Raw genomic sequence first — 14595 nt, forward strand, 5'->3', positions numbered from 1 at the left:
ACTAAAGTGCTAATTATAGTCAAATTGCTTAAAAAATCTCACAACAAAGCAAAATCCTTAATTTTTACCCTCATTTTTGGATTTTTATAAATTTTGAGCAATCAGCTCCAAGGGATGGGCAAATACGATGGGAAGGTCCTCTTCTTTGAGCAATGCATCAATTTGAATCCTGCAAGCGCTGCACTCTGCGCTCACTACATTTGCGCCACTAGCAACGATGTGAGAGATTTTTTGTTTTCCCACCGCTCTTGTTATTTTCGGATTGTTAAGCTGGATGCCCACTCCCCCAAAACCACAGCATTTTTGAGAATCTCCAAGCTCTTGCATAGCGAAGTTTTGTTTTAAAAGCCTGCGGGGCTCTTCTTTGCTTTTTAGCACATGGCAGGCATGGCAGGGATCATGATAGGTGAGCAGGGCTTCTTTCTTGGGCTTGGATTTTAGCAAAGAAGAGAGCTCTGTGTGTTTTTCAAAAAACACCGTGCTTAGCATGATTTTTGGAGCAATCCTCTCCCAGCGATCCTGCCATTCTTTTTGCTCATAAAGCAGCAAAACCTGCCTCCAATTCTCACACATCACTGCTGCACACGTGGCCTCTGGCACCAAGATTGCCTCCACATCATCGATGAAATCCTCAAAATACTCAATATTTTTTTTGATCAACAAAAGTGTGGTTTGCATATCCCCACCAAAAAGCGCAGGCGCAGCGCAACACTCCTGGCGGGGTAGAATTGCCTCTATTTTTAGAGCATCCAAGATCTTTAGCAAAGCCTCCCCAGTGCTAGGATAATTATAATTTGCCAAGCAACCAATAAAAATTGCCACACGCCTTTTTTGCCCCTTATTCCCTAGCTTTTCTGGCTCTAGAGGCTTTGTGAGATTTAGTGGCGCTAGTGGCTCTTTGGACGCTGGAAGATTTGAGGGATTTCGGGGTGAAAAACTCATTTTCCTAGGGTCTAGAGGGCCTATGAGTTTGATGGGTGCTAGGGGATTTGCGGGGCTATAGACATTGGCAGAGTTTGTGCCAGTGCTGCTTTTTTGCCCCCTAGGCAGATTTTTGTGACGGGACAAAAAGGAGCGATGAGAAAAGGGGAGCTTAAACAACACACCTATCTCCTTGCTTTTGAAGGCGCATGCAGGGATGCATGCCATCACAGAAAATACCACATTCATCAAAAAACGATGACGCAGCAAAAAATAATAAAAACGCTCAAAGACTCCCTTTTTTTGGCGAGATCGTGCCTGCATGATGGCAAAATCCACTGGCAGCCCCAAAGGACAGGCGCTCACACAATGTGCACATAAAAAACAAGACTGCAGCGCAGCGCCTGCCTTGTTGCTGATTTCTACTCCCTCAATCAACTCCAAAAAACCCCGAGGAGAATGCACCTCATCGCGATGGACTTGGTAGGTGGTGCATGCTTGGATGCATTTGGCGCATTTTACACAAGCAGAGGGGATTTTTTGCATCACACAGTTTTAGAAAAACGTCTCTCTTCAAGAGGAATTTTTTCTAAATATGCATCAAAGCACATCGCGATATTGCGGATTAGCATGCTCCCTGTGGGATTTACAAAAATTCCCTGGCTATTGACCTCTAATAAATCATCCCGCACCAATTCCTGCAATGCTAAAAGCTCCTTGGCAAAATATTCTCCAAAATCAATAAAGAATTTTTCTTCAATCCTCTGAAAGTACAGCCTTGAATTATTCATAAGCTCCATAATCACTTCTTTACGCAATATATCATCAAAGCCTAGCACGATGCCCCGCTCCACTGGCAGCATCCCCCTATCCAATGCACTTTCATAGGAATGCATATCTTTATAATTTTGCGTATAATAATCCACTCCCTCGCCAATAGAAGTCAATCCTATGCCAATGGTCTGGGAAAATCCTCGCGTAGTATATCCTTGGAAATTGCGTCTAAGCTCACCTTTTTTGCTAGCCAAATAGAGCTCATCTTCCATGCGGGCAAAATGATCCATCCCAATCATCTTATAACCCCAATTCTCCAAAAACTTGATGGTATGCTTGAGGATCTTTAACTTCTCCTCAGCGCTTGGCAACGTCTTCTCATCAATATTCCCCATAGTGCGCTTCATCCATGGCACATGCGCATAATTAAAAATCGCAAATCGATCTGGCCCCAGGCTCACTGCCTTCTGCAAAGTCTCTTGGAAGCGGGAGAGACTTTGATGGGGCAGTCCATAAATCAAGTCAAAATTGATGGAGGTAATCCCATGCTTGCGCGCAATTTCTACCACTTCTTGCATCAATTCCATGCTTTGAAAGCGATTGACTGCTGCTTGCACCCTCTCATCAAAATCCTGCACTCCAAAACTCACACGATTAAAGCCTCCGTTTTTTAGCACAATCATCTGATCCTCTGTAAAATGCCTAGGATCAATCTCACAGCTCACCTCAGCATCGCTGGAAAAATTCACAAATACCTCGCGAATCATAGCAATCACCTCTTCTAATTGCTTGGCGCTAAAATACGTAGGAGTGCCCCCACCAAAATGCAATTGCACCACCTCTCTTTTGGTATCCATGCTCTGTCTGATAAGCTCCAATTCCTTGCGCAAATACGTAAGATAGCGCACCTTTTTTTCTTCGCTATTGGTATAGATCACATTGCAGGCACAAAAATAGCATGCACTTCGACAAAAGGGCAAATGCACATAAAGCGATAGGGGCAGATCCTTGTGCTTGTCATTGCGCAAAAAAGAATCCCTCAAATCATTGTGTTGAAATTTTTGATGAAATTCCACCGCAGTGGGATAGCTTGTATAGCGCGGCCCAGATTTTGAATAAGAAGAAAATTTTTTAAAATCAATCATGAAAGTCCTCCACTATAAGCTTCAAAATTCATAAATAAATTGGGATGTTCTTTTTTGATTTCTTGCGCAATCTTCATGCTATCAATGCTTGGAAGACTCCCATCTTCTTGGCGCAGGGATTCTATCTTGCTCATTGCCACACTCATGGCATCATCAAAGTCCACAGGAGTGAGACTGATGAGATCGCGCTCTAACTCCACGCGCAAGCGATCTTCATGAGCGCGCCTAATGAGTGAAATCATGTTACGCAGGACCTTTTGAGGCAGCACAATGTATTTTTCATTTTTTTCATCATTCAAGATCCATGGCTCATTTTTGGAAAATTCCCCGCTATGAAGATGGAGCTGTTTGGTTTGGGAATCAATGCTTTGCAAAAAAGCCTGATTATTGGATCCAAAAAATTCTATGATTTTTTTTTGCTTTGTTCTAGCCATACCATAATTCCTTTTTGCACATGTAAGCGATTTTCCGCTTCTTGAAATACTCTACTCTGCTTACCTTCCAATACCTCTGCACTCACCTCTTGTCCACGATATGCTGGCAGACAATGCAAGAAAATGGCTTCTTTATCCGCTAGGGCCATTATGGAGGCATCGATGCAATACTCTCTAAAAGCTCTTTTGCGTGCCTCTTTTTCTTCCTCCTGCCCCATAGAAATCCAAGTATCTGTGACCACCACATTGCAATCTTTGATGGCCTCACGCGGATCTTCAAAAATTTTGATCTTATGCGTGCTGATAGATTTTGCAAACTCTAGCACCTCAGAATTAGGGAGATATTCCTTGGGGCAAGCAATATGGAGTTCAAAACCCATTTTTGCTGCAAGTACAAGCCAGGAATGTGTCATATTATTGCCATCGCCAATATACACCACTCTAGGATCTTGCTTATGAGCAAAATCCTCAAAGCTACCTTTGTTAAAAATGCCACACTCTATCATAGTGAGATAATCTGCCATCACTTGAAGGGGATGATAGAGATCACTAAGGCCATTAATCAATGGGACATAGGAATATTTAGCAAATTCCTCCAAGCGCTCATGTTCAAAAGTCCGAATCATCACCATATCCACCATGGAGCTAATCACCCTTGCAGTATCTGCAATACTCTCTCCGCGACTTAGCTGGATGTCTTTGTTGGAGAGAAAGATCCCCATGCCCCCTAGCTGATAGATGCCTGTCTCAAAACCCACGCGGGTGCGAGTGGAGTTTTTCTCAAAAATCATTCCTAGGGTTTTTCTATGCATCAGGTCACTGATTTTTCCTGCTTTATGGTCTTTTTTGATTGCAATGGCAAGCTTGAGAATCTCAATAATTTCTGATCTCTCATAGTCCCTTAAAGTCAAAAAATGTCTCATCGTCACAAACCCTAAAAATAAAAAATAATCTTGATTCTACAAAAAATCCCTTAATCCCTTGTGTAATTTTAAAAATTCTCCCCTAGGCCCGGGATTTATGCAAAAATTTTAAAATCTCATCTAAAATCTGCTCCTCCTCATCTGCCTGCAAAAATTTCTTATTCCCATCACCAAAAAAAAGCGTAATGCTTTTTTTGAAATTAGAGATTTGTGTAATCCCAAGCCCCCTTGCTAGGATCTTAATCAAAATCAGCTTCAAAAATTGCTTTGTATAAAAATCAAGTTCACCAAAGCGATCGGCAATCTCCCCTTCAATGGCATAGACACATTCCTTGTCCTTGCAAAGAGATAGGCGCCGATAAAGCTCTAGGCGCAGGGTATCACTAGAAATGAGATGAGAATCAAGATAGGCAGAGACTTGGAGTTTGAGCTCCACATCCCTCTCTTCTATCTGCTCCTTGTTGCTGCTTAATTGATAAATCGCATCCTCTAACATCTTGAGATAGAGATTATAACCGATGTTTTTGATATGCCCACTTTGGGCCTCTCCTAGCAAATTTCCCCCGCCTCTAATCTCTAAATCCTGATAAGCAATCATCGCACCACTACCCAAAAAAGAATTTTTCTCCAGTGCTAAAAGGCGCTTGGTGGCTTCTTGCGTGATAGATTCCCTATCATCAATAAGATAGTAGCAAAACCCCTCTCTATCTCCTCTTCCCACTCTTCCGCGTAATTGGTGCAAGTCTGCCAACCCAAAATGATCTGCACCATCAACAATAATAGTATTGGCATTGGGAAGATGGATGCCAGATTCCACGATGGAAGTACAAAGCAAAAGATGGGTTTTTTTCTCCGCAAAAGAAAGCAGAATTTCCTCTGTAGTCTTAGAATCAATCTGAGAATGCAGGAGGGCAATTTCTAGCTGAGGCAGTAATGCCTTGAGTTCGCGCTCAATCATGGGGATATTTGCAATATTGTTATGGATATAAAAAACCTGTCCATTGCGGCGCAATTCCCGCAAAATCACCTCTTTAATCAAAGAGGCGCTTTTTTCCTTGACAAAAGTTTTGGTGCTTTGGCGCTCACTTGGAGGAGTGAGCAAAGAACTCATTCCCTTGATTTGCGAAAGTGCCATATTTAATGTACGCGGAATGGGGGTAGCAGACATGCTTAGCAAATGCACATCTTTGCTCAAAGATTTTATCGCCTCTTTTTGTTTCACGCCAAATTTATGCTCTTCATCAATTACAATAAGTCCTAGATTCTTAAAGCCAACTCCAAGCAGGCTATGCGTCCCTACCACCACATCAATCTTCCCCTCTAACAACCCCTGTAATATGCCCTTTTTTGACCTTGCGCTCACAAATCGATCCAGCCTCGCGACTCTAAGACCCTTGAGGCGTTCTTTCAAGGTGTGATAATGCTGCAGAGCCAATAAGGTAGTAGGAACAATCATTAAAGCCTGAAAGCCATTTTGACACGCTGCATAAATGGCATTCATCGCCACCTCTGTTTTGCCAAACCCAACATCTCCGCTTAATAGCCTATCCATCACCTGACCACTTGACATGTCTGCAAAAATCTCTTGGATACACCTCTCTTGATCCTCTGTAAGAACAAAGCCTGCTTGTTCTTTAAAAAACAAAATCTCAGGCAGAGTGGTGTCAATTTTTTTGCCTTCAATAAGCTTACGACGCGCTGCCAAAGAGATGATAGAATCTGCAATTTCAAAGAGCTTTTTTTTGATTTTTTCTTTAAGTTTTGCAAAGCTGCCCTTGCCAAGCCTATCCATCATGGGCACACCACTAGATCCAGCTACATAACGATCGATGAGATTGAGATTTTCCACTGGCAAAAGCAAAGAATCCCCTCCCTGGTAATCAATGCGAATAAAATCCCTAACTGCCCCCAAGATCTTTGCCTGCTCTATCCCACCAAACACCCCGATACCATATTGAATATGCACCACATATTCCCCTACATTTAGTTCATTGATGGCAATGCGTGGCTTTTGTTTTTTTCTGCTTTTTTGGATTTGATTAAGGGAAATGATAAAACAATCAGGTGTGGAAATATTTACCACAAGACTAGAGATTTCTGCATGGATTTGCCTTGCTTCAAATTGCTCTTTTAACATCTGTGTTGGCACAAGAATCGTGATGGGTTTGTCTGCATTCAAATCCAAAAAATACTCCAAATTCTTGGCTTCTATGCGAATGTCTGCATAATCTTTTTGCTCCTGCAAGCTTGGCAATTGCAAGAAAAATTCCTTGCCATAGGGACTATCGCTCACAAAATCAAAAACCTCTGTGAGGGAGTTTTTTGCATTGGGGCTTAAAATTGTATGCATCTGCCTCAATGGCTCCCATCCAAGATCCCCCAAACACCAAAATCCTAGAGAAAAAATATCTTTATAAAAACTATCTGTATCAAGACCTGCAATTTCTTCTATCATCCTTTCATATTGCTCTTTGGAGAGATGAAACACCGCTGGAGGAATGCTAAGACTCTCTAGCTCTAGGGTTTTGCTTTTTTGGCTTTGCACATCAAATTCCCTGATGCTCTCACATTCTATGTCAAAAAAACTCAAGCGATAGCTCTTGTCTTGCGGGATGGCAATATCAAGAATATCCCCGCGAAAACTCACCTCCCCATCCATCTCGACAATCTCCACGACCTCATAGCCAAAATGAACCAATTTTTCTTTGAGATCGCGCACATCCAAGGGCTCTTCTTTGGAGATCACAAAGGGCTCTAACAATTCCTTTTTGGGAAGGGGGTAGAGCACGCTAGAAAGAGGAGCAATCAAAAAGCAATCTTGTGCATAAAATTCGCGCAAGCCTACCAATAAGTCCAAAAATTCCTCTTGAAAACTCCTTAGATCCTCCCCCTTTTTGGCACGAAAATCTGGCAGCACTAGAGGTTTTTTTGTCAAAATTCCTTTTTCATAGCAATACTCTGCAAGATGGAATGCGCTTTGGGCTTCTTTATCATCTTCTACAACAAGAATCTGAGGGGGTTGCTTTTTTGTGAGATGTGCATAGAGATTTGCTTGCATTATTTTCCTTGCTTCTCATTTTCCTTCAAGGTGATCTTGCTCTCACCAATGAAAATGCCCTTGCGCTCAATGACAAATTCCGGAGTAATTACCTTTCCCTCAATCTTGCCCATGGGTAAGATTTCCACCACCTCACTCTCTGCTATACCTTCAAATTTTCCACTCACAATGAGTTTTTGTGAGACAATATTCCCATGAACATGCCCGCTTTTGCCAATCATCACAGTGTTTTTGGAATGGATATTTCCCTCAAATTCTCCATCAATATGCAAATGACAAGAAATCTCAATCTCGCCCTTTACTTTTGTCCCCTGTGCGATAATGGTTGCAGCTCCTGCCTTGATAGGAGCATTAGATTGCTGATTAGCGCTAGTAAAGATTGCCATGCTACGATCCTTTCCTTTTCAAAGATAAAATCAAAGTTTTTCATATTCCATTTCGCAAAATTATAGGGATTTATTGGAGTGTTTAAAAATCGCACTTCATAATGCAGATGCGACCCTGTGGATGCTCCTGTATTGCCGCTATAAGCAATAATCTGACCCTTTTTGACAAACTGGTATTTATGCACCAAAATGGAATTGAGATGCGCATAATAAGTTTTGAACCCAAAAGAATGCGCGATTCTTACCAAATTCCCATACCCGCCATTCCATCCCAATGCCCCAAATTCTACGACACCATCAGCTGTGGCATAAATTGGGGTATTAGTCTTTGTGCTAAAATCCATGCCAGAATGATGATGCAAAATATGAAAAATGGGATGGATGCGCGAACCAAAACTCGCAGAAATTCTCACATACTGATCTAAGGGGAAACCATTGGGGATGAATTTCATAATAAAGGCCTTTTGTGTGCCTGTGATATTTGCCACATCAATTCGATCCAAAAAACTCCCCTGTATTACAGCATCCTCGGGTTTTGAAACCCCAATAATGTCCTCTAAATCATCAATTCTATCTCCAGCAATATTCATCTCCTCCAAACGCTGATGGATTTGGTGATTAAGAGAGGCATTAATCTTCATGGTTTTTTTGAATTCTTGATGCAGGATTGCTTTTTTTTCATCAATGTCTTTAATCTCTGTACGCGCCACACTGATTGCAACGATACTAAAGACCATCAACGCCAAAAGCACAAGCACTGCATATAGGGCAATTTGCTTAAAAAGCATGCTGACATTCATGCAATAACTTCCCCTGTGATCTGTGATCATCAATACCAATCTTCTATGATTCATAGACTTTTTTCACCATGATGATTTTGATGGTCTTGAAGTCTCAAAATATCCTTAATCACCCACACCAAGCTTTTCCAATCAATATTTTTATCCTGAAGCAAAACTTCATTAAAATTTTTTTCGCTCCACTGTGTATAAAGCTCGCTATCTAGGGCCTTTCCTACAAAGGATACTTCATAATACAATGCAGGATTTTGCTCCTTGGTACTCATGGGTGCATATCCAATCAAAGTACCCTTTTTGACAAATTGCCCACGCTTTAATACCACATTCTCCAAATGCGCATACAAGGAACTAAAACCAAAGGAATGATTGAGTCTCACATAATTGCCAAATCCCTTTTTATAGCCCGTACGAATGCTTTCCACCACGCCATCTGATGTGGCATAAATTGGGGTTTTCAAAGCAAGCGTATAGGAAATACCTAGGGGCTGCTTTTGTTTTTTGGCTCTTTTGCCCTCAGGAGAAAAGGCCCTCTGCCTGTCTTCATACTCAATAATGGGATCGCCATTTGGAACCAGATTCAAAATCATCTGCTTTTGGGAGGGGCTTAGATTTTCTAGATCGATGTCATCAAATTGATGATGGGGCTTTTGATTATTTTTTTGTGTATCAATGATGGTTTCTAAATCTCCAATTTTTTGATGGATGACATCAAGCTCATTGGTTTTTTTCTGAATCTGGTCTTTGAGATTTTCATTTTGCTGATAGATGTAGAGATATTCAGAAATCGCGATATTTTGCTCCATTGCAACATTTTCAATGCTCTTCATCAAAAAGCGCAGGGAAAAAAACGCTCCAATGAGGGAAGCCAAAAGTCCTAACACGCCAAAAAAAATGATTTTTTTGATGTGTTTATGGACTTGAAACTGCCTAGATCCCCTTTCATCCACGATGGTAATGACAAGTTTATTTTGCATAACCACCCCGCAAAAATGCCTCCACCACACTAAAAGATCCAAAAACAAGATAGTTTTTTTGCGGGAGGATTTTTGCAAAAATCTGATAGGGAATTTCTAGCTCTTTTAAAATTTCTTCTAAAATGCTTTGCTGCAAAATCCTGGGATGTTTGATGGGCAAAATCTCTAAAAGCTCAATATTCTCACGCAGATTCAAAAGGATGGGACGCACATTTTTTTGGGCATAGGAATTGTAGATGAGATGGATTTTCTCTCCCCGCAGGATTTGTGCAATCTGCAGGCTTGCATCCTCATTATGCCCCACATCTAGGATGATATTAGGAGCGATTTTTTCAAATCTTGCGCGCAGATCCAGTTGCATGGGAAAATTAGGAGGAGCAAACCCAAGAAGCCTCAATGCACAGCATGCTGTATGGAGATTTTCTCGCAAAAAAGACACAAGGGGAGGAGTGGTAAAGTTTTGGGATGTGGTTTGATGAGTCACGGCCATCACATCAGCAGCAGAGGGATTTGCAAGGGAAAAAGAATCCAAAAAATCCCAATCACAAGACTCAGCCAAAAATAATTCTGCGTTTTTTTGCGTAGCAATCTCTTTGGCAATGCTTAACACTTCTTTGTGATTTTGCTTTGCTAGTAATGCACGCCTCCCCATCGCACGCAGCTTTGTAGCAGCAATTTCTGCGATACTTTCCCCTAAAAGCTCTTGGTGATCTGTGCTGATGGATGTAAAAATATTGAGCTCATAATCCAGGCAAGAAGTGGCATCAAACTCCCCACCAATTCCCGCCTCCATGATGAGATACTCCACATCTTGAGCAAGGAAAAGCGCAGCAAATGTGACATATTCAAAATAGCTCGCCTCCTGCAGGAAGTCAAACCCTTGTAAAAATTCTTGCGCAGCATCAAGTGCCTCATGGCAAACACAGGCGCCATTTTTGTAAAAGCGCTCGCTGATATCTAGGAGATGGGGTGAGGTAAAATGCAGCGTGCTTTTGCCAGCAGATTGCAAGGCTTGTGCTAAAAATCTCCCCGTGCTGCCCTTTCCATTGGTGCCAAGGATTTGGATGGCATGGGGAGGGAGGGAGAGGTTTGCAGAAAGCTGCTTATAGAGCCTTTTTGCACGATTGGGATCAAAGCCTGCATACTCCCCTCCCTTTTGCTCCAAAAAAGCAGAAAAACTCATTCCCATCGCACCTGATTCCTGCCATTTTTCTTGGCTTCATAAAGCAGGGAATCTACTCGATGTAGCATTTGCTCTTTGCTTGCAAATCCCAAGCGATCCACCACGCCAATGCTTGTAGAAACTGTGATTTTTACATCCTGGCAAAGGAATTCCTGCCCTGCAACGACTTTACAAATCCTTAGTGCAACTTCTTTGGCAATGGATACGCTAGCCTTTGGCATGAGAATCAAAAATTCATCTCCCCCATAGCGACCCACCATGTCTGAAGTTCGAGAATTGGATTTTAGCACCCTGGCAAATTGCACAAGCAGTGCATCTCCAGCCGAATGCCCATAGGCATCATTGATGAATTTAAATCCATCAATATCAAAAAATAAAATCGAATAATTCTCCCCATAATCTTTGAATCGCGATTCGCAATAGCACAGCAATTGCTCTAAATAAGAGCGCCTATAAATTCTTGTCAATGTATCCATTCTGATTTTTTGCTCCATCTGCTTGAGCATCTTTTCTGTCCGATGCAATCGCTCATGCAAGCTACTAATATGGACTTCTTTGTTATAAAAAAACTGATCAAACAAGGAGAGGTTTTGATAAAAATGATGGACCACATGCAAGAATTCTGCTTGATTTTCCTGCTCAACAAGACTCTTATTCCGGCTCAAAAGCTGCTGGCAGATTTCATGAAATTGCAAAATCTCCTCAGAGCATGTGTCTAGAATCTCTTGGATTTCCTTGATCGTGGAGATGAAATAATCTTGGCCTAGCAGCAAATCTGTCTGCTTTTCCTCCCTGGCATAATAGAGATTCTCCAACTCCAAAAGAATATCTTGTGAGCTTTTTTTGTCTTCTTTGCAATCTTGCAAGAGATGGGAAAGCTTTTGGAAGATTTGAGGCTTTGGCACAGGTCGCAGCGCTGTATTAGTGGGAGTGGGATCAAGCTCATCGACCAATCTGAGATGCTGCTCTGCCAATACGCCAAAAAAATATTCCACCTCTTCATCGATATTTGAGAAATCCTGCTCCTGCAGGGCAAAGAAAATCTCTTTTAATCTTGCTTTTAGCGGCATCACTTTCCTTCATGTGCGATCTGCGTCAAAAATCTATCGATACACTGCAGGCTGGCCTGCCTGATGGCATCTAGGCGATTCATATAGGTGATGAGGGGATCTTCTAGGGATACGGCATAATCAAAATATGCAGAATTTACAAAATCTCCCTCCTTGCCAAGGTGGTTTTTGTAAAGAAAAGCAATCTGAATATTGACGCGATAAAAAGTAGTGAAACCATCGGTATTGGTAGCAATGGAGGTATCTGTGACATTTTGCAGCTCCACAGTCAAAGTCGTGCTAGCCTCATCCCTGCTAGCGAGGCGATTTTGGAATTTGGCTATGATGGCGCGATTGACCATATCCTTGATCTCTATAGAATTCTCCGGGTTTGCAAGATTCATTTTGAGATTCACAAAAATAGAATCCCCCAATGCTTTTTTTGCATAATGCGCAATGGGTTGGTAACCACAGCCACTCAAGAAAAAAGATAGCAGGACAAAGGCAATTGCAAAAAAATTCATTTTGTCACAAAATTTACCAATTTATTGGGCACGACGACTTCTTTGATAATCGCCACTCCCTCCAAATATTTCTGCGCATTCTCTCTAGCAAGATCTAAAATCTCATCCTTGCTCGCATTGGGAGAGACTTGAATCTGGCCACGTCTTTTACCATTCACAGTGATGACCATCACCACACTCTCACTTCTTAGCGCATCCTCATCCAGCTCCAATGCAGTGAAATTGCCAAAGTCAAAATATTTTTGCGAAATTTCCCAGCAGACATGAGGGATCATTGGTTCTAAAACATTGCTCAAAATATAATATCCCTCACTCCAAATCATAAGATTTTCCTGCACACTGAGTGCATTAAATGCCTCCATACAAGCAGCAATAAGGGTATTAAAGGCAAATCCAGGTTGCTTTTTGCTAAAAATGTCTTGGGATTTTTGCAGGGCTTCATAGACTTTTTTGCGTGCAAGTCTCTCTGGTTCTGAGAGATTTTGGGTCTGGATTTGGGGTTTTTTCTGCAGCGGACTAAGAATCTGGGATTTTTCATAAAATTTGCGAATGAAGCGATAAGCACCCTCCACACCACCATCAATCCATTCCAATTCTTTTGCAGGAGGCGCAGCAAAGAGTACGAACAATCTTGCGGTGTCTGAGCCGTATTTTTGGATGATGGCATGGGGCTCTATGACATTACCCAAAGATTTGCTCATCTTTCTTCCCTCTTTTAAAACCATGCCCTGAGTCAAGAGATTGGAAAAAGGCTCATCAAAATGAATATAGCCCAGGTCTCTCAAGACTTTGGTAAAAAACCGCGCATAAAGCAAATGCAAGATTGCATGCTCCACTCCACCAATGTATTCATCCACCTCCAACCAATACCCTGTGCTCTTTTCATCAAAGGCGCATTGAACCCACAAAGATCGCGGTGTGGTATAGCGCAAAAAATACCAGCTGGATTGAAAAAAGGTATCCATGGTATCTGTTTCCCTGCGCGCAGCTCCCCCACATTTGGGGCAAATATCTACCTGCCAGGTTTTGTGTTTATCCAGTGGATTTCCCTCACCATTAATTACAACATCATCAGGCAGAGTGATGGGAAGCTTCTCTTTGCTTTGAGGTTCTATGCCACACTTCTCACAATGCAGCAGTGGAATGGGTGCCCCCCAGTAGCGTTGACGCGATATCCCCCAATCTTTTAAGCGAAAATGCATCACTTTTTTTCCTAGATGCTTACTCTCAAAATAAGAAATAATTTTCTCTTTGGCTTGTGTGCCATGCAGTCCATCAAAACTCTCGCTATGAATAAGCTCACCCTCTTCACAAAAAGGAAGCTTCTCTGCCTTTAATACCTGCTTGATGGGAAGAGCGTATTTTTTGGCAAATGCAAAATCCCGCTCATCATGCGCAGGGACGCCCATCACCGCCCCGCTACCATAATCCATCAATACAAAATTTGCCACCCATACAGGGATTTTTTTCTTTGTAAGAGGATGGAGCACAAATATCCCCAGATCCACCCCCTCTTTTTCCCCCATCGCACGTGCTCTAGCACCCATTTTTTGCATGTCTTTAATCTTTTGCTGTTTTTGTGACTCTAACTGATCAAAAATGCCCGCAACAAGGGGATGTTCTGGAGCGATGGCGCAATAAGTCACCCCATAAATCGTATCTGGTCTTGTGGTAAAAACCTCTAGGGCCAGCATTTCCCCTAGCGGCTTTTCTAGCAAAAGCGCAAATTCTAACCCCAGGGATTTTCCAATCCAATTACGCTGCATAGTAAGCACGGCATTGGGCCATTTTCCCTCTAATTTATCCAAATCCGCCAAAAGCTCCTCTGCATAATCTGTAATCTTGATGTAGTATTGGACCATTTCTTTTTGGATGATCTCTGTGTCACAGCGCCAACATTTCCCATCGACCACCTGCTCATTTGCCAAAACGGTTTGATCCTTAGGACACCAGTTCAAAAATGCCTTTTTGCGATACACCAAGCCCTTTTGCCACATGTCAATAAAAAATTCCTGCTCCCATTTGGTATAAAGAGGATCGCAGGTAGCAAAACTACGCTCCCTAGAAAAAGAAAATCCTAGGGATTTGAATTCTTTATGCATAGCCTCTATATTAGAATAAGTCCATTCTTTGGGATGGGCACCATGCTTGATTGCTGCATTTTCTGCAGGCATGCCAAAAGCATCAAAGCCAATGGGATGCAGGACATTAAAACCTTGCTTGCGGTAATGGCGCGCCATTGCATCACCAATGCAATAATTGCGCACATGTCCCATATGAAGGGCACCACTAGGATAGGGAAACATGCTCAAGATATATTTTTTGGGAAGCGTGGTGTCATCCAAGGGCTCAAAGGAACCATGTGCCTGCCAATATTCCTGCCACTTTGCTTCAATTTTTTGTGCTTGATATTCCATGTTCACT

General features: G+C 42.1%; 12 protein-coding genes. All 12 read right to left on the minus strand.

Going from position 1 to position 14595, the window contains the following annotated elements; genetic code table 11:
• Positions 1-84 precede the first annotated feature (84 nt).
• On the minus strand, positions 85-1467 hold the full coding sequence (locus tag DQN48_RS05245; RefSeq protein ID WP_013023323.1) for a (Fe-S)-binding protein: 1383 nt from the start codon (positions 1465-1467) through the stop codon (positions 85-87).
• Entirely contained in the window at positions 1467-2840 is a 1374-nt protein-coding gene (gene hemN, locus DQN48_RS05250; protein WP_013023324.1) for an oxygen-independent coproporphyrinogen III oxidase, read from the minus strand. The genes DQN48_RS05245 and hemN overlap by 1 nt, the downstream gene beginning before the upstream one ends.
• Positions 2837-3274, minus strand: coding sequence for a DUF2603 domain-containing protein (locus tag DQN48_RS05255; RefSeq protein ID WP_013023325.1), 438 nt, complete (start codon positions 3272-3274; stop codon positions 2837-2839). Before DQN48_RS05255 ends, hemN begins: the two co-directional genes overlap by 4 nt.
• Positions 3244-4197, minus strand: a complete 954-nt coding sequence (argF, locus tag DQN48_RS05260) for an ornithine carbamoyltransferase (RefSeq protein ID WP_013023326.1) — start codon at positions 4195-4197, stop codon at positions 3244-3246. Before argF ends, DQN48_RS05255 begins: the two co-directional genes overlap by 31 nt.
• 82 nt (positions 4198-4279) lie before the next feature.
• The gene (gene mfd, locus DQN48_RS05265) at positions 4280-7258 is read right to left on the minus strand and encodes a transcription-repair coupling factor (RefSeq protein ID WP_041913163.1); all 2979 of its coding nucleotides are present in this window, start codon (positions 7256-7258) and stop codon (positions 4280-4282) included.
• On the minus strand, positions 7255-7641 hold the full coding sequence (locus DQN48_RS05270) for a bactofilin family protein (RefSeq protein ID WP_041913164.1): 387 nt from the start codon (positions 7639-7641) through the stop codon (positions 7255-7257). The genes mfd and DQN48_RS05270 overlap by 4 nt, the downstream gene beginning before the upstream one ends.
• Positions 7554-8495, minus strand: a complete 942-nt coding sequence (locus tag DQN48_RS05275; protein WP_013023329.1) for a M23 family metallopeptidase — start codon at positions 8493-8495, stop codon at positions 7554-7556. The genes DQN48_RS05270 and DQN48_RS05275 overlap by 88 nt, the downstream gene beginning before the upstream one ends.
• Positions 8492-9415, minus strand: a complete 924-nt coding sequence (locus tag DQN48_RS05280) for a M23 family metallopeptidase (protein ID WP_013023330.1) — start codon at positions 9413-9415, stop codon at positions 8492-8494. The genes DQN48_RS05275 and DQN48_RS05280 overlap by 4 nt, the downstream gene beginning before the upstream one ends.
• Positions 9405-10598 (minus strand): Mur ligase family protein, encoded by a 1194-nt coding sequence (locus tag DQN48_RS05285; RefSeq protein WP_041913360.1) that lies wholly within the window; start codon positions 10596-10598, stop codon positions 9405-9407. The genes DQN48_RS05280 and DQN48_RS05285 overlap by 11 nt, the downstream gene beginning before the upstream one ends.
• On the minus strand, positions 10595-11668 hold the full coding sequence (locus tag DQN48_RS05290; protein ID WP_013023332.1) for a GGDEF domain-containing protein: 1074 nt from the start codon (positions 11666-11668) through the stop codon (positions 10595-10597). The genes DQN48_RS05285 and DQN48_RS05290 overlap by 4 nt, the downstream gene beginning before the upstream one ends.
• The gene (gene lptE / locus DQN48_RS05295) at positions 11668-12171 is read right to left on the minus strand and encodes an LPS assembly lipoprotein LptE (protein ID WP_013023333.1); all 504 of its coding nucleotides are present in this window, start codon (positions 12169-12171) and stop codon (positions 11668-11670) included. Before lptE ends, DQN48_RS05290 begins: the two co-directional genes overlap by 1 nt.
• Positions 12168-14588, minus strand: a complete 2421-nt coding sequence (gene leuS, locus DQN48_RS05300) for a leucine--tRNA ligase (protein ID WP_013023334.1) — start codon at positions 14586-14588, stop codon at positions 12168-12170. The genes lptE and leuS overlap by 4 nt, the downstream gene beginning before the upstream one ends.
• Positions 14589-14595: the final 7 nt, after the last annotated feature.

The organism is Helicobacter mustelae (assembly GCF_900476215.1).
Lineage (GTDB): Bacteria > Campylobacterota > Campylobacteria > Campylobacterales > Helicobacteraceae > Helicobacter_H > Helicobacter_H mustelae.